Below are 12470 nucleotides of genomic sequence, written 5' to 3'. Positions count from 1 at the left end.
CATTAGAGTGCTGCCTTCCAATTGTCAGATGGCTCTGCCGATGCAGTCTTGTAACCGCTCTGGTTCATCGGTTTCTCATCGACCGCAGGCTTACGAATCCACGGGCGTGACATGCAGGCGTATCGCCCTTCGTCTGGCGCGTGGTCTTCCATGTCGCTGTCAACGTCCTCAGGCTTCAACGGATCGTGCTGAAGCGCTGGCAAGGTTCGTATGAAGTCAACGCAGGTTGAGAACACGACCAGCATAGGCAGGCCGTCATCGTCACCTTCAAGCCGCCCTCGAACCTGATCCCAACCACCCATCGCGCCGCGGCCTGGTACGCGCTTGTTGTCGGCTGGCCGGAACGGGACCAGCTTGGCCTTGATGAGCTCAGCGTTAAGGCGCTCGGAGATTGGAGGGCCGCCATCCTCGCTGAACGCGGCCGGGTCCAGAACGCCACCGACAAGTTTCGGGTCTTTAGCTTCGCGCTCGGCTATGCCCCTGCCGACCGCATCTGCATGCAGTTTGAGCCCGACATTGGGCTGTCCCGGCTTCATGCCGTACCATTCGCGATATCGGACTAGGCAGCCGCGCGGCAACCAGAGCCCACTTTCAAGCCTGTACTTTTCCCCGACGACAGCCCACCATCCAATGGAGAATGGCTTTGCCGAACCCCAGTCACCCGAGCGAAACCGCGCCCAGGTTTCCGGCACCTCAAAGGGACGCACAACGTGCTTGGACGCATCCCAGCAATCGAAGAACGCGCCCTCAACAACGTCCCAGTCGCCCGCGAGCCATGCCCGCACAAGCTCCTTGGAGCCCGACTGGTACAGGTTAGCAACGTAGCCTGAACCCAGATAATGGTTGTCGCTCAGTTTCGACGGGATAAAGACTCTGTTCTTGCGAACGATCTCGCCCGTGAACGGGTTGGTGAAATCCTCCCACATCAAGCTCCAGCCCTGAGGAGCCGGAGAGATGTAGCGGGCTTTCACCCACTGATGTCCAGGACCGCCCGGATTCCCAGTAGCGTGAAACTGACATGGAACGCCGGTTGCGGATCGAAGCGTTGCCCTCAGCTTATTGACGGGCGTCGGGCTAGCCCAGTGTGTCAGCTCCTCAAAGAAAACATCGGTATAGTTGTGGCCCTGGTAGTTGTCCGCGTCAGCGTCTCGATCCAGGTATTCAAACTTGAGGCGGGCGCCGTTGGGAAAGCGCCACCACTTCTTCTGCTCGTTCCACTTGGCGCCGATCGGCCCATAAATCTGCTGTGAGCGCTCGATCGCCTCTTTCAGATCCTCGCGCGATCGGCGGAAGAAGACGCCAACGCAGTGCTCACCGTACCGAGATGCCTTGACAGCGAACTTGCCGAGCATTCCATCGGTCTTGCCGCCGCCTCGAGCTCCACCGTAGAAGATTTCATCGGCAGGGCATTTGACCAGCGCGGTTTGCGGGCCAGCCTGAGGCGACCAAGCAAGCTTAGTGCTTGGGAGCGTACTCGGCTTCCCATTCCTCGACGTTGTCGATTGGCTCGCCTGAGACAACATAATTGGTGTTCACGTTCTCGGTTACGGCGCGATCCACAATCAGCCCATTGACCTTCGCTGCGTCCATCCAAGCGCTCTTGGCGACGTTGAGCCCCGAGGCTTCTCCAAGCTTCTCGGCCTTCTCAGCGATCCGAAGCAGGCTCTCGGTGATACTGGCGATGGATATCTCGGCTCTTATTGCCGCCCTTTCCATCAACTCGGAAACGCGGGCAACCACCCTTTCATTCCCTTTCAGCCGGATGCAGTTTCCGTCATTCGGTTTATAACCGGCCAACTCATAAGCCTCGCTGGCCGTTTTGCCCTTTGCTAGCTCCTGAGCAAACCGTTCCCATTTGGAATTCGATAGAGCTGGCATTGTCCGTCACCCGCGCTGAACGATGCCGCCAGTGATATAGCCGAGCCCGAAGGCGACGCATGTCATAACCGGCCAGAACAAAACCTCGACGTATTCGAATGCGGGGGAGATCGGGAAGAACACTAGCGCGAGCTCGTTGCGATCAGCTTGCCCTTGCGCTTGATGATCTTGCCGTAGCCGGCGACGATCTCGGAGACGATCAGTTCCAGGGTCGGTTTGCTGAGCATGATCTTGTCCTTTGGCTTCGGAGGCAGCGCGCCGGGGCTCACAGATCCAACCACGGGAAGCGGTGCGGGTTGAACGGCGGCTGCTCCGAATGGAATTGAAAGCGCCCCGGACCTTGATAGCTCTGGGGGGAGCGGGCCCGGGGCGAAGTCGTTGGGAGGACACGAAGTCAGAAAGCGGCCCATGAAAAAGCCCGGCGAGGATTTCTCCTGCCGGGCGCATTTCACGAACCTGCCTTATGAGGGGTGATTTGTGACGCAGTGTCAAGGGCCGCATCGATCATCAACCGCCAGCCTTCCAGATGTCCACCACATGTGAAGCAGCCGGGATGCACCATGGCGTCCGGCGTTTCATACGAGAGCATTGCCACTGTTGGCTCCCGCATGGCCTCTATGGCGCAGCGGGCCTCCGCTCTAACTTCTTCCCGCAACCCCTCGAGCTCATCATCCCAGTCGGCTAGGAGCGGCTGGATTCCGGCCGCGCGAGCAACTTCTTGCCTACGCGCCCATTTGGCTTTCGCGACCCGTTCAATCATCTCGCTCACGATATCCCCCACAGCCGGGCCAGTTTCCGCCCGCTCTCGCGAAGCATCTCCTCGGCCTTGTCGCGGGCGTGAGTGCGAGAATTGAACCCGACCGAATAGCCCGCGGTCTCCAGAGACATTTCTGCGCACACCACGTTGTCCACAACAATGCCTGCTTTGTGGCCTATGCCATTCTCGCCGTCACGGGCTTGGCGATATTGCTGCCGATGATGTGCCTGCCGCTCAGATTTTGCCATGCCCGACATCGAGCCTGGGTCCGATGCGAATATCCGGTTGAGGTCGGCGCTGCCGATGGCGTCCTGAAGCCCCGCAGAGAACCAATGGTGCCGGTACTTCACCAGGGCGATGTATTCCCGCCGAAGTCCCTGCTCCGCGCTCAGTGACTTCGCCTGCCGCGTTAAACGGCTATACAAGCGATCGATAGGGCAGTCATGGAAATGGTAGACGCGGTTGCCGCGCTGGTCATCGCCAACTGCGTAATGGTTCTCAGCCTTGGCGAGACGTTCCGCTGTTGGCCCCGCCATCATCGGATGAAGCGGGTTTGGCTGCCCGTTGAACTTGGATCGAATGCCGTTCCTGCGAAAGTTCTTGCTCAATGTCTGCCCCTGCATGTGATGCTCCGTTGTTCGCGTGATACGCTTTGAGCCACTCTCTCGATCGCTCCATCCGCAGTTGCGCGTCGGTCCTGGTGGGCTGGCGAAGGCCGGTGTCTGGGACTTTCGGCTCGATGTATGGCCCGTTGGGCCGCTCTCTAATCCCAGCTCTCGTGCAATCGCAGCGGCCAGAATACGATAGCGTTCCGCATGCCGTGCAATGCACTGGCTCCCGCACGCTGCCGTCTGAGGGATCGCGGATCATTGCATGCCATTCCCGGTCAGAAGCTTTTCAACGCCAGCGACCAAATTTGCCTCATAGCCTGGCGGCCATTTCGACGGAAAGCGCCATCCGCCCTTCTTGTTTCGCGGGTAGCCCCTGCCGTTTTGCTGAATGCCGTAAGCGTCCCATGCCTCGAGCTGAAGCTGATCCAAAACCTCGACCATGCCGTCGTCAGCGGTGAAGGCCGAGGCTGCATGGTCACTCCAGCGCTGCTGGTTGAGCCACGTCACAGCCTGGGCGACGAATTGAGTTCCGATCTTGCCGCGCCGCGACTCCTCGATCGCGAGTTGCTTGGCCCCGGCAATCATCACATCCGGATCGACGCCGGTTTTGGCGAGGGCGTTGAACTTCTGCTCGGCAGGCTTCCGTGGATTGGGCCCGTCTCTGCGCGGGTAAGCCTGCCAGAATTCCTCGAATTTCGAATCCTCATCGCGTCGCGTCGCGTCAGCGACCGACCGAGAGACTTTTCCTTTCCCTTCCCTTTCCCCTTCCTTTCCCTTCCCTTCCCCTTGAGTCTGCTCAAGCGGCGTGGTCGGCGCGTCATCCACGCGTGCTTCACGCGTCAATGTATTGTTTTCATTGGGGGCAGGCAGATCGGATGCCTTCTCGCGATTGTTGATGACCTGGTGCTGGTGCCAGCTCGGAATGCACCCATATTCCTTCCCTTCGACCGCGTACCTCACGATAAAGCCACGCGTCGTCAACGCGTCGAGCACGCGTGAGAAGTCAACGTCATCATAGGGCAGGCAATCCAACTTCAATTGCCGCGGCGACCAACGAAAGCGTCCTTCCCGATCCGCAGCGGTCCACAGCCCAGAATAGGCAATGCGCAAAGGCAAACCAGTGTCGCGCTCAGCTTCGTACAGCGCCTCATGGCGGAAGAATTCTGGCTTTATGCTACGAATGCGAGCCATTTTTCCCTCCATAGACAAAGCCGAATATCTCGGCAGCACATGCATCGGCGCCCTTGTGGATCTGAGAGCCGGTAAAGCGCATTGTCAGGTAGCCGCGATCGTGCGCAGCTTGGTCCTTCTTCTTGTCGTGCTCGATCTGCTCCGGGCTGGAGTGAAACTCCTTCCCATCGCACTCAATCAGAAGCGCGCCAGTGGACTTGGGATTGTAGATTGCCCAGTCTGATCGATAGATCGACCATTTGAATTGAGGAACGAGGAGCAGCCCACGTGCCCCCTCGGAAGGCTCAGACGCCAGCGTCAGCGGCTTCCCGCGATTCTGGAAGCAGACGATGATGGCAGCGCCCAAGATGGACTCAATGGGGCTATCGGCGGTGCGGTTAGCCTCCATAGCGGCCTTTGCACGCTCGACAACGCTTGCGAACATACCGCCGATGGCAATAGGCTTGAACTCGCCGACTATCTCTTCAGAGCCTTGCACATAAGGCCGCTGGAGCGGGTATCCATCATCGTCTAGACCATCGTCATACCGAGGCATCAGTCGATCCCCAGCTCGCCGCGGTACATGTCGATCATGGCTTCGCGGTTACGACGCTTCTCCGCGTCCTCGCGCTGGGCGCGGATGATGGCGCGCAACGCCGGGATGTCAAAACCATCCGATTTCGCTTCCGTGAATACATCACGGATGTCGCTCGATACCTCGTCGCGGTCGTCCATTAATTTGTTGATCCGCTCGACCAACGACTTGAGTTGTCCGTTATGCCCCTGCGCTGGCTGGTCCATGCGCGTTCTCCTGGCTCGAGTTGTTGGATACGCGGTACGGGTACACAGGCGGCTTATCGCTCAACCACTCGACGATGTAGTGGTTGGGCTTGTCGAAGTTCGGCATGACGTAGGCCCATCCGGCCTCGTAATGCAGGTCGAGGTCACCATGGGGGATGGTTCTGCGGATCGGCCCCGTCATGCGGCGCGCTTCCCCTGCTTAATTTCGATCGCCTTTTTGGCTACACGGACGAGATGCCGGAGACGGTCGCGCGACTTGGGGGAAGCGTTGCGCAACGCGGCCTGGCGACGCTTCAGGATGTCACGAAGTCTCATGCTGCTTTCTCCATGGTCTTGCTCGCCTCGAACAAGGCGCGCTCAGTGATCCATTCAGCGACGATCACGGCAGGCGTCATGCGCTGGGACCTGGCCGCCGCCGTGATGGCGTCCTGAACCTCTGTCGGGAAGCAGTTGATGCTGTTGGGAAGCACCATGGACACGTCCACGCGCATGCCCAGGTAATGCTCTATCGTTGATCGATCGCGGTGAAGAATGCGCCCAATGTGGCGCACGCTGAACCGCTCAGCCCTCAGCGAATGAGCGATTGCTTTTCGGGCCATGACCAGATCGGAATCCCGGCATTCGCCAAGAAGGTCCCTTTTTGAGATCCTGTGCGCCGCCAAAACCCGGCTGATCACCCGGTCTCGGATGGCTTCCAAGTCGGTCCTCATGCGACCTCCCGCAATTTGGCCCGGCGGTCGATTTCGGGGCGATGCGACAACATGAAGTGAGGCGCGCAGTAGGATGAGCCGTTCATCTTGCGATGGCCGCAGAACAGGAACGGAGACTGGTTGTTGACCGGATACCGGCATTGGTGCTGATCGAGGTCGAGCAGGCCGACGTTCATCGGATCGACTTCAGCGCAGCGCAATTGCTCCACCTCGATCTTCGCAGTCTCGAACAGCCGCAACCTGTTGCTGTTGCCGTTGGCGCGAACGATGCGGACCGTCTTTTCCGGCGGCCTTCTGGGAGCTCGCGGTTTGCGGCCGTACTGGTTGTCTCGATGGACAGTCGAATCCGCATTAGACAGGCCGAGCCGGTGCAGCTTTCCGATCACTGCATTGCGGCTCACATCGCCAAGTTCATACGCGATGAGCGCGCACGAAAGCCCCTTCCTATGTAGGATCTTCAATCGCTCAACGCGCTCTTCCGACCATTCACTACCCCTGACGTGCACTACTTCCCCCATCTCCGAATGATCGCCCAAGCGATCCTAATCTTGACGACCAATTTGCTCGCCAAAGCCTTGAGTAACCGCATCGATCTCTCCCTTGATGAGTTTCAATCTCAACTCATCAGCTCGGTTTTCTTGTTCGACGCGGCTACAAAGATTTTCGTAACTGGCCCTGATATTTTGGAACAATGTTATCCGGGGTTCTTTGACCCCTTCCGACTTCCCGAGGAAGGCGCGCACCCATGCGGAGGATGCGCCGATCGTCTGAGCAACGACCTCGTAGGCCACCATGCGGGAGCCGGTGCGGCGTTCCTCGCGTTCAACCAAGGCGCCCAAGGCGCTGCGGGTGATGGACGTTAACGCGGCGGCACTCATTGCTTTTTTCCTCGCAAACTTTGTTAGCACGCTAGAAATCCCTTCGTTCATGTTGCGGACATGACGAAGGACGAACTTGAACAAGACAACGACACATGGACTCCGCTTGGCTTGGCGGCGGCGAGAGTCCTAGTGAAACTCAGCGAAGAGCATCAGCGCGACGGCGAGCGGCAAACTCCCGGCCAGCGCAGCGAGAAAAAAGACCCAGAAGATCGCCGCAAGGCCATCGAGCACGGCCTGCGTCAGATTGAGAAATTTGAGGATCGGTATAGGAGAGCGGATCGATCCTGAAGAAAGAGGAATTTCATTGCCCGCGTAGTATTGCGTGACGCGGCGAGAGGCCGGCAGTGGACACTCCCCCGTCGTCACTGCCGGCCTCGTCAATTTCATGCTCATGCATTCCCCCAAGGAGAAACACGATGGACGTGATCGACCCGCACAACGCTCAGGAGATCTTCTTTGACGGCATTCACGAAGTGAAGATCGTGGACGGCATCGTGCGTGTCGTTCTGTTCAGCCGACAGAACAGTACTGGCGTTGTCGTCGCGCGGCTTGCGGTTCCACTGTCCGAATTGCCGGATGTGATTCAGGCGCTCGTCATTGCGCTGACCGAGGCCGCAAAAATACGGCCTGCGACGCCCTGATGTTCCAGAAGTTGCAAAACTCGGAACCGAAAACTTGCCTAAATCTGATTCAATCTGTGGCTGAAACGTATCGGCCGAATTGATAACGACGCCTTCGCGAGAATTTAATGTCGTTTGTGTGGCGCGTGTGATTGGCTGTCCCTCTACCACAGAGGGGGATGACCAGTGACAGACGAAGAATTGCTGCTCAATGCACCAGATTTGAAGACCATGTACTTTGACGGGTTCGGCGCGTTCCGAAAAATCAATGGTGTGCTCAGATGCATCGGCTACATCATCGACAACGGAGCGCAGATGAACCTTGTGGTCTCGCTTGCTGGTGCTCGGAATGCCAACGCAGAGGCCAAGCGCGTGCTCGAAGAAAATCCGACCGTTGGCAGTGCCATTCTGGAGCGGCTGCGGTTGGCTCATTGAGCGTTCCCCGCAGCAAGATAGGCGGCATGGGCAAGCTCAGGGGTTGGGAAACTACCAAGCCTAATGAGCTTGCCCTGGATAGAACGCGCGGCCGAATACCCGCGATATTTCTTGTTCTTGCAAACGCCGGTTGGAAGACCGCTTTTCTTCCGCTTTTGGTCGGAGCTATTCTCGCAGCCGGTCGCAATGAAAACGTTATCGATGGCGTAAGGGCCTTCATCGCCGTTGCGACACATCATGTAACCCTGGCCGCGTCCACGCTGATCCCACTTGCCAGACTGCTGCCAGACCGACCACCATTGCCAAAGATTGAATTCCCAAGCGATGCCGCGCTTTTTAGCGTTTTGCTTCTGTGCAGCGTAGGCGCGCGTGGGTTTGCGCATGTCGCGAAGCTTGGTGTATTGATCGAAATTGCAGCCCCAGTGCTTGAGCGAGGCAGTGTTCCGCTTGGCTTCAAACTTAGCGCGGCGGTCTATGGCAACTTTGTGCTGGCCGCCATCGAGCGCGCTGATCCCGCAATGACGCGAAATGAGTTGGCGAACGCGCTCCCGAGTAATGCCGTAGTGATCGCCGATTTCTTGAAGCGTCCTTCCGCTCTTGTAGAGAGCGGCCATCTGCTTCACCCGCATGGGCGGATCAATAATCAATCCGCCGCGGAGAAATTTGAGATCATGGCGGCGAGCCATGGTGTTAACCCAAGCGAAAGACATCCCGAGTTGCCGAGCCGCCTCTTGGCGCGTGAAGCCGCCAGCAGCCAACTGCTTCAACTCCTCCAACTTGGCATTGCCACGAGATTGATTTTTGGCGAGAGGAATTCCAGCCTTTTTCGCGAGGAGCACAACGTAGGCTTCGCAAATACCGAGAGCCACGGCGGCTTCTCGCCGACTCTTTCCGGCAAAGGCGCCCAACTTTTCGATATGGACGGTCGCTTGGCCGGTCATCAGGCGGTTTCCCGCTTAATCGATGCCTCGATCAGTTCGCCCGTCGGAATGCCGGTGTGGTCAGAGATACGTTTTGCATCTTTCGGGCGCGGAGCTCGTTCGCGATTTTCCCACCGCCAAACGGTCATTGGTGCGACGCCCAGTTCGCCAGCAAGGGCTTCCTGGGTGCGGCCTTTGCTGGCCCGCCATATTGCCAAGGGGTGGTTGTTTTCAGCCATACCGCCGTATCTAAACCAAAACGGTAGGCTCCGCAAGCCCCTCTTCCTACCTTTTTGGTCATGGGAGTTATCCACAACGGTAGGTAAGCTTCTTATATGCCCCCTCGGATCGGCCCAAGGAAACCCGTAAGGCTGTTCCTCGCGGAATGGCGGGAGAGTCGTGGCCTGACGCAACAGCAGCTCGCCGACCGACTAGAAACCAGCGATGTCACGGTTTCGCGGTGGGAAACCGGCAAGCGAAAGCCTGATGATGACGCCAAGGGCGCCATAGCCTGGGTTCTTGGCATCGAAATCGTTGATCTCTATAGGCACCCCGACCAGCCCAGCGCCGACGCGCTCCTGCGGGATCAGCCCCGAGACGTGCAGGACCAGGCATTTAGGGTCATCGCGGCCATGCGCCGGCAAACCAACTAGCCAAAATCCAAGGTTCCCGACTCACTAAACCATTCCGGCCACTGCCGTTTCTGCCGTCCTACCATTTTGGCTAAATAATTATTGAGACCCTATTGCATTCTCCTACCGGTTTGGTAGGTTCATCCCCATCGAACACGGCATCACGCCGACGACGGGGACACCAAATGGCCAGCAAGCAAAAGTGGGAAGTCGGACAAATCGTCAAGGTGGGGTTCGTCTCCGGCCTTGAGGTGATCGGCAAGGTCGCCACTCCCGGCGACTACATGCCTGACCTCTACGTGCTCGTGCAGGCTTCGACCAAGCGCATCTATCGCTTCGTCCCGCACAACGGCCTGACCCGCTGCGCCACGCTCGCCGAAGCTGCGGCTTGGTAGGAGGGCGACATGGCAATCACCAACATCCGCTACTTCGTGATTTGCGCCGATTACGGGCGCGATGGCCGCGAGGCGGTCGTCGATCCCGAGATGACGTTCCGCGGCGCCCTCGAGAAGGTCCGCGAGATCATCGGTGACGGCAACGAAATCGCCTTCGCTCATGAGGTCACCTACTACATCGGCGGTAGCCACCACGTCTCCGACGTGAAGGACGAGCTGATCAACCGCGCGAATGACCTCCGGCTGGAGGCGGCTGAGTGATGGCCAAGACCTTCGATCCCAAGCGCTACGAGCTCGCCGCAGCGTTTCTGGCGGATGACACTGACCTCAACACTGAGGCCGCGCGCGTCACGCTCGCCGCTGAAATCCAAGAAGCCATTGAAGCCGAGCTGTTCTTCATGCGCTCGCAGCTCAAGGCAGCGAGGAACGCAGCATGACCAAAGACCGCATCGAAATGCTGCTCTGCTGCGTCGGCGTCTACCTCGTCGTCCTCTCCTCTCTCATTTGGGGGACGTGATGACCAGCCAGGAATTTGCGAATGTTCTCCTGTCGCATTGGCAGAACCTCTGGCCGCTTCCGGCCGCCGAGAGGATCAAAGTCATCGACGACCTAAAGCTGGATTACGAGTTTGAACGCCAGCTCGAGGCCGTCTCTGTCGAAATGGCAAACCCGGAGTTCGCGTGATGTCCCGTATGTCAGAACTGGATATGGCTCGCCAGACCATTGAGGCAATCCGCCCGATCCCGCTTGCAGATTGGGAGGCAAGTGTTCGTCCCCATCTCGACTTCATCGAGGCTGGCGCTGCGATGGCTGCCCGTCATGCAAGGGCCTTATCTCGGCGCCCCAGCTTCGAGAGCCTTGCCGAGGATGAACTGCGCCGGACCCGCGATGTTTTACAGCGCGCACTCTCCGATATCACGGCAGCCCAGGAAGCCTACCAGAAGGCGCCGGCAGAGCAATGACGCCGACCTTCTGCGAGGACTGCGACAACGTACACGCGGAGACGCGCAAGCAGGGTCCGTCTCGCTGGGTGTGCATGAAGTTTCCGCGGCTCGAAGGGCTTTCTCCCGTCGCGCCGAAAGCCTGGATCGACAAAGAGCCATACATGCGATGCGTCGGAATTAACGGGGGCTTTTGCCCTTTGTTCGTGAAGCGTCGCGACGGCCAGAAGGATATCGGACTATGAGCTTCACCGATCAGGCGAAGGCTGCACTAGCGGCAAAACTCCCAGCGAGCGCTGTCAAGTCTCGCAAGCAGGGCGGCCGAGATGTATCATATATCGAGGGCTGGAAGGCCATCGATGAAGCCAATCGCATCTTTGGCTTTGACGGGTGGACGCGCGAAACGATCGACATCAGGTGCGTCGCCGAAAAGGACCGCGAGATCGGTCAGCAGAAAAAGCCCGGCTTTGGCGTCTCCTATATCGCGAAGGTCCGCGTAATTGCGTTCGCTGGCGACAGCCTCGTCACACGCGAAGGTGTCGGCGCCGGCCACGGCATCGACCAGGATCTGGGACAGGCCCACGAGAGCGCAATCAAGGAGGCTGAGACGGACGCAATGAAGCGCGCCCTCATGACCTTCGGCAACCCCTTCGGCCTCGCACTGTACGACAAGGAACAGACCAACGTAGCCGATGAAAGCGATGTGGTTCGCGACCGATTTATTGCGGACTGCAAGGCAATCATCGCGGAGTTTCCCAACAACGATCCGGCTGCTGGCAACTGGTGGAAGTCGCCCGAGCAGGCCAAGGCGCGGCGCGATTTCGATTTGCCGCAGACTATCGTTGATGAATTGAAAGCTCTCGTCATCGCCAAACTCCCTGCGGATCGGAAAGCAGCATGACCGCATTCAAGGGAACATACGCCGACTGGAAGCTCATCAAGAGCCGCAGTGTCGTACAGATAATTTTCGAGGTGCCGCTTCATGAGGCGGATGCAGCTTACGAAGTGCTCGGCGGCATGCCAGCCCCGGCCACCGAGCGTTGGTTTGGGATCGCCGCGTTGGCGCCCAAACCCGCACAGCCCCAGCCAGTTGTTGACAAGCCTCTGGCTGGGGCGAAGCGCGACTGGCGAGACATGGCGCCGGCACAGCAGGCCGGAATCCGCTGCGATGAGCCTGCGTTCGTTGCCTTCCTCAAGGAGGAGCGTCCTGACGACTGGCACGAGGCAACCGACGCCGCTGAATGTGTGCGTATGATCTGCGGCGTCTCATCCAGGTCGGAGCTTACAACGAACCACGCCGCGCGCGTGATCTGGCATCAGCTCGATACCCAATACGGCGCATGGAAGGCCCTCGAACATGCGTAGCACCAACGAATGGCGCGGTAAGACGGACGATAGTGCGATTCCGGATCGGGTGAAAAGCCGCGTCTTCGAGAAGTTCGAGGGCTACTGCCCGAAGTGCTCGCGCGAGCTCCGCGCCGGCCAGTGGCAGTGCGACCACATCATTCCGCTGATCTTGGGCGGCCTTCATGCCGAGAGCAATTTGCAGCCGCTCTGCACTACGCCCTGCCATAGTGCGAAAACCGCTCTGGACGTGAAACTGAAAGCCAAGGTCGCGCGCGTTCGCAAGCGTCACCAAGGCATCAAGAAGCCGAGCAAATTTCGCGGATGGAAGAACATGCGCGGTGAGCCCGTTTACGCACCGAGGGAACGCTAATG

26 protein-coding genes are annotated in these 12470 nt (G+C 58.8%); 11 read left to right on the top strand and 15 right to left on the bottom strand.

The genetic code is table 11. The features are described from left to right. Positions 1-2: 2 nt before the first annotated feature. From ABIB95_RS26245 to ABIB95_RS26185, 13 genes are all read right to left on the bottom strand, one after another. A complete protein-coding gene (locus tag ABIB95_RS26245) occupies positions 3-1523 on the bottom strand; it encodes a phage terminase large subunit (protein WP_354243403.1) in 1521 nt (506 codons plus the stop codon). Continuing rightward, positions 1456-1878 carry a terminase small subunit gene (locus ABIB95_RS26240; protein ID WP_354243400.1) on the bottom strand — a complete coding sequence of 141 codons (423 nt, stop codon included), beginning with the start codon at positions 1876-1878 and terminating at the stop codon, positions 1456-1458. Before ABIB95_RS26240 ends, ABIB95_RS26245 begins: the two co-directional genes overlap by 68 nt. A gap of 448 nt (positions 1879-2326) precedes the next feature. Beyond that, complete coding sequence (locus ABIB95_RS26235) at positions 2327-2647, bottom strand: hypothetical protein (protein WP_354243397.1); 321 nt, start codon at positions 2645-2647, stop codon at positions 2327-2329. Next, a complete protein-coding gene (locus ABIB95_RS26230; protein ID WP_354243395.1) occupies positions 2644-3258 on the bottom strand; it encodes a hypothetical protein in 615 nt (204 codons plus the stop codon). The genes ABIB95_RS26235 and ABIB95_RS26230 overlap by 4 nt, the downstream gene beginning before the upstream one ends. A gap of 243 nt (positions 3259-3501) precedes the next feature. Then, positions 3502-4437, bottom strand: a complete 936-nt coding sequence (locus tag ABIB95_RS26225) for an LvrA C-terminal domain-related protein (protein WP_354243392.1) — start codon at positions 4435-4437, stop codon at positions 3502-3504. Then, on the bottom strand, positions 4421-4972 hold the full coding sequence (locus ABIB95_RS26220; protein WP_354243389.1) for an endonuclease domain-containing protein: 552 nt from the start codon (positions 4970-4972) through the stop codon (positions 4421-4423). The genes ABIB95_RS26225 and ABIB95_RS26220 overlap by 17 nt, the downstream gene beginning before the upstream one ends. Beyond that, positions 4972-5217: a DUF2312 domain-containing protein gene (locus tag ABIB95_RS26215; protein WP_354243386.1), complete on the bottom strand. Its 246-nt coding sequence runs from the start codon at positions 5215-5217 to the stop codon at positions 4972-4974. The genes ABIB95_RS26220 and ABIB95_RS26215 overlap by 1 nt, the downstream gene beginning before the upstream one ends. Continuing rightward, positions 5192-5398 carry a hypothetical protein gene (locus ABIB95_RS26210; RefSeq protein WP_354243383.1) on the bottom strand — a complete coding sequence of 69 codons (207 nt, stop codon included), beginning with the start codon at positions 5396-5398 and terminating at the stop codon, positions 5192-5194. Before ABIB95_RS26210 ends, ABIB95_RS26215 begins: the two co-directional genes overlap by 26 nt. Then, entirely contained in the window at positions 5395-5532 is a 138-nt protein-coding gene (locus tag ABIB95_RS26205) for a hypothetical protein (RefSeq protein WP_354243380.1), read from the bottom strand. Before ABIB95_RS26205 ends, ABIB95_RS26210 begins: the two co-directional genes overlap by 4 nt. After that, the gene (locus tag ABIB95_RS26200; protein ID WP_354243377.1) at positions 5529-5927 is read right to left on the bottom strand and encodes a hypothetical protein; all 399 of its coding nucleotides are present in this window, start codon (positions 5925-5927) and stop codon (positions 5529-5531) included. Before ABIB95_RS26200 ends, ABIB95_RS26205 begins: the two co-directional genes overlap by 4 nt. After that, positions 5924-6463 (bottom strand): GcrA family cell cycle regulator, encoded by a 540-nt coding sequence (locus tag ABIB95_RS26195; RefSeq protein WP_354243374.1) that lies wholly within the window; start codon positions 6461-6463, stop codon positions 5924-5926. The genes ABIB95_RS26200 and ABIB95_RS26195 overlap by 4 nt, the downstream gene beginning before the upstream one ends. 6 nt (positions 6464-6469) lie before the next feature. After that, complete coding sequence (locus tag ABIB95_RS26190) at positions 6470-6889, bottom strand: hypothetical protein (protein ID WP_354243371.1); 420 nt, start codon at positions 6887-6889, stop codon at positions 6470-6472. Between the two features lie 45 nt (positions 6890-6934). Beyond that, a complete protein-coding gene (locus ABIB95_RS26185; protein WP_354243368.1) occupies positions 6935-7201 on the bottom strand; it encodes a hypothetical protein in 267 nt (88 codons plus the stop codon). A gap of 23 nt (positions 7202-7224) precedes the next feature. Between ABIB95_RS26185 and ABIB95_RS26180 the strand changes: the two genes are divergently transcribed. Both ABIB95_RS26180 and ABIB95_RS26175 read left to right on the top strand, forming a co-directional pair. Beyond that, positions 7225-7449, top strand: a complete 225-nt coding sequence (locus ABIB95_RS26180; protein WP_354243365.1) for a hypothetical protein — start codon at positions 7225-7227, stop codon at positions 7447-7449. 165 nt (positions 7450-7614) lie between these two features. Continuing rightward, positions 7615-7863 (top strand): hypothetical protein, encoded by a 249-nt coding sequence (locus ABIB95_RS26175; RefSeq protein ID WP_354243362.1) that lies wholly within the window; start codon positions 7615-7617, stop codon positions 7861-7863. Here ABIB95_RS26175 and ABIB95_RS26170 read toward each other — a convergent pair. Together ABIB95_RS26170 and ABIB95_RS26165 are read right to left on the bottom strand one after the other, a co-directional pair. Next, positions 7857-8804, bottom strand: coding sequence for a sigma factor-like helix-turn-helix DNA-binding protein (locus ABIB95_RS26170; protein WP_354243359.1), 948 nt, complete (start codon positions 8802-8804; stop codon positions 7857-7859). The two genes, ABIB95_RS26175 and ABIB95_RS26170, sit on opposite strands and share 7 nt — an antisense overlap. Next, complete coding sequence (locus ABIB95_RS26165; RefSeq protein WP_354243356.1) at positions 8804-9022, bottom strand: helix-turn-helix transcriptional regulator; 219 nt, start codon at positions 9020-9022, stop codon at positions 8804-8806. The genes ABIB95_RS26170 and ABIB95_RS26165 overlap by 1 nt, the downstream gene beginning before the upstream one ends. A gap of 96 nt (positions 9023-9118) precedes the next feature. On the opposite strand from ABIB95_RS26165, the gene ABIB95_RS26160 reads away from it, so the two are divergent. The 9 genes from ABIB95_RS26160 to ABIB95_RS26120 all read left to right on the top strand — a co-directional run bounded on the left by ABIB95_RS26160 (position 9119) and on the right by ABIB95_RS26120 (position 12468). Next, the gene (locus ABIB95_RS26160) at positions 9119-9436 is read left to right on the top strand and encodes a helix-turn-helix domain-containing protein (RefSeq protein ID WP_354243353.1); all 318 of its coding nucleotides are present in this window, start codon (positions 9119-9121) and stop codon (positions 9434-9436) included. 164 nt (positions 9437-9600) lie between these two features. Beyond that, positions 9601-9810, top strand: a complete 210-nt coding sequence (locus tag ABIB95_RS26155; RefSeq protein WP_354243350.1) for a hypothetical protein — start codon at positions 9601-9603, stop codon at positions 9808-9810. Positions 9811-9819: 9 nt separating this feature from the next. Beyond that, positions 9820-10071 carry a hypothetical protein gene (locus ABIB95_RS26150; protein WP_354243347.1) on the top strand — a complete coding sequence of 84 codons (252 nt, stop codon included), beginning with the start codon at positions 9820-9822 and terminating at the stop codon, positions 10069-10071. Continuing rightward, a complete protein-coding gene (locus ABIB95_RS26145; protein ID WP_354243345.1) occupies positions 10071-10247 on the top strand; it encodes a hypothetical protein in 177 nt (58 codons plus the stop codon). Before ABIB95_RS26150 ends, ABIB95_RS26145 begins: the two co-directional genes overlap by 1 nt. A 79-nt stretch (positions 10248-10326) precedes the next feature. Beyond that, entirely contained in the window at positions 10327-10494 is a 168-nt protein-coding gene (locus ABIB95_RS26140; protein WP_354243343.1) for a hypothetical protein, read from the top strand. Beyond that, on the top strand, positions 10494-10772 hold the full coding sequence (locus ABIB95_RS26135) for a hypothetical protein (protein ID WP_354243340.1): 279 nt from the start codon (positions 10494-10496) through the stop codon (positions 10770-10772). The genes ABIB95_RS26140 and ABIB95_RS26135 overlap by 1 nt, the downstream gene beginning before the upstream one ends. A 220-nt stretch (positions 10773-10992) precedes the next feature. Continuing rightward, on the top strand, positions 10993-11652 hold the full coding sequence (locus ABIB95_RS26130) for an RAD52 family DNA repair protein (protein ID WP_354243338.1): 660 nt from the start codon (positions 10993-10995) through the stop codon (positions 11650-11652). Then, positions 11649-12116 (top strand): hypothetical protein, encoded by a 468-nt coding sequence (locus ABIB95_RS26125; protein WP_354243335.1) that lies wholly within the window; start codon positions 11649-11651, stop codon positions 12114-12116. Before ABIB95_RS26130 ends, ABIB95_RS26125 begins: the two co-directional genes overlap by 4 nt. Next, positions 12109-12468 carry an HNH endonuclease gene (locus tag ABIB95_RS26120; protein WP_354243332.1) on the top strand — a complete coding sequence of 120 codons (360 nt, stop codon included), beginning with the start codon at positions 12109-12111 and terminating at the stop codon, positions 12466-12468. Before ABIB95_RS26125 ends, ABIB95_RS26120 begins: the two co-directional genes overlap by 8 nt. Positions 12469-12470 lie beyond the last annotated feature (2 nt).

This window comes from Bradyrhizobium sp. LA2.1 (assembly GCF_040547725.1).
Taxonomy (GTDB): Bacteria; Pseudomonadota; Alphaproteobacteria; order Rhizobiales; family Xanthobacteraceae; genus Bradyrhizobium; species Bradyrhizobium barranii.
Note: the sequence above shows the minus strand (reverse complement) of the source record. Positions and strands in the feature narration are given on the sequence as shown.

Excerpts from the sequence above, each read along its gene's own strand:
- ABIB95_RS26245 (WP_354243403.1), bottom strand. The coding sequence starts at position 1,523 with ATGTTGTCTCAGGCGAGCCAATCGACAACGTCGAGGAATGGGAAGCCG.
- ABIB95_RS26240 (WP_354243400.1), bottom strand. The coding sequence starts at position 1,878 with ATGCCAGCTCTATCGAATTCCAAATGGGAACGGTTTGCTCAGGAGCTA.
- ABIB95_RS26230 (WP_354243395.1), bottom strand. The coding sequence starts at position 3,258 with ATGCAGGGGCAGACATTGAGCAAGAACTTTCGCAGGAACGGCATTCGA.
- ABIB95_RS26225 (WP_354243392.1), bottom strand. The coding sequence starts at position 4,437 with ATGGCTCGCATTCGTAGCATAAAGCCAGAATTCTTCCGCCATGAGGCG.
- ABIB95_RS26220 (WP_354243389.1), bottom strand. The coding sequence starts at position 4,972 with ATGCCTCGGTATGACGATGGTCTAGACGATGATGGATACCCGCTCCAG.
- ABIB95_RS26215 (WP_354243386.1), bottom strand. The coding sequence starts at position 5,217 with ATGGACCAGCCAGCGCAGGGGCATAACGGACAACTCAAGTCGTTGGTC.
- ABIB95_RS26210 (WP_354243383.1), bottom strand. The coding sequence starts at position 5,398 with ATGACGGGGCCGATCCGCAGAACCATCCCCCATGGTGACCTCGACCTG.
- ABIB95_RS26205 (WP_354243380.1), bottom strand. The coding sequence starts at position 5,532 with ATGAGACTTCGTGACATCCTGAAGCGTCGCCAGGCCGCGTTGCGCAAC.
- ABIB95_RS26200 (WP_354243377.1), bottom strand. The coding sequence starts at position 5,927 with ATGAGGACCGACTTGGAAGCCATCCGAGACCGGGTGATCAGCCGGGTT.
- ABIB95_RS26185 (WP_354243368.1), bottom strand. The coding sequence starts at position 7,201 with ATGAGCATGAAATTGACGAGGCCGGCAGTGACGACGGGGGAGTGTCCA.
- ABIB95_RS26180 (WP_354243365.1), top strand. The coding sequence starts at position 7,225 with ATGGACGTGATCGACCCGCACAACGCTCAGGAGATCTTCTTTGACGGC.
- ABIB95_RS26170 (WP_354243359.1), bottom strand. The coding sequence starts at position 8,804 with ATGACCGGCCAAGCGACCGTCCATATCGAAAAGTTGGGCGCCTTTGCC.
- ABIB95_RS26165 (WP_354243356.1), bottom strand. The coding sequence starts at position 9,022 with ATGGCTGAAAACAACCACCCCTTGGCAATATGGCGGGCCAGCAAAGGC.
- ABIB95_RS26160 (WP_354243353.1), top strand. The coding sequence starts at position 9,119 with ATGCCCCCTCGGATCGGCCCAAGGAAACCCGTAAGGCTGTTCCTCGCG.
- ABIB95_RS26155 (WP_354243350.1), top strand. The coding sequence starts at position 9,601 with ATGGCCAGCAAGCAAAAGTGGGAAGTCGGACAAATCGTCAAGGTGGGG.
- ABIB95_RS26150 (WP_354243347.1), top strand. The coding sequence starts at position 9,820 with ATGGCAATCACCAACATCCGCTACTTCGTGATTTGCGCCGATTACGGG.
- ABIB95_RS26145 (WP_354243345.1), top strand. The coding sequence starts at position 10,071 with ATGGCCAAGACCTTCGATCCCAAGCGCTACGAGCTCGCCGCAGCGTTT.
- ABIB95_RS26140 (WP_354243343.1), top strand. The coding sequence starts at position 10,327 with ATGACCAGCCAGGAATTTGCGAATGTTCTCCTGTCGCATTGGCAGAAC.
- ABIB95_RS26135 (WP_354243340.1), top strand. The coding sequence starts at position 10,494 with ATGTCCCGTATGTCAGAACTGGATATGGCTCGCCAGACCATTGAGGCA.
- ABIB95_RS26130 (WP_354243338.1), top strand. The coding sequence starts at position 10,993 with ATGAGCTTCACCGATCAGGCGAAGGCTGCACTAGCGGCAAAACTCCCA.
- ABIB95_RS26125 (WP_354243335.1), top strand. The coding sequence starts at position 11,649 with ATGACCGCATTCAAGGGAACATACGCCGACTGGAAGCTCATCAAGAGC.
- ABIB95_RS26120 (WP_354243332.1), top strand. The coding sequence starts at position 12,109 with ATGCGTAGCACCAACGAATGGCGCGGTAAGACGGACGATAGTGCGATT.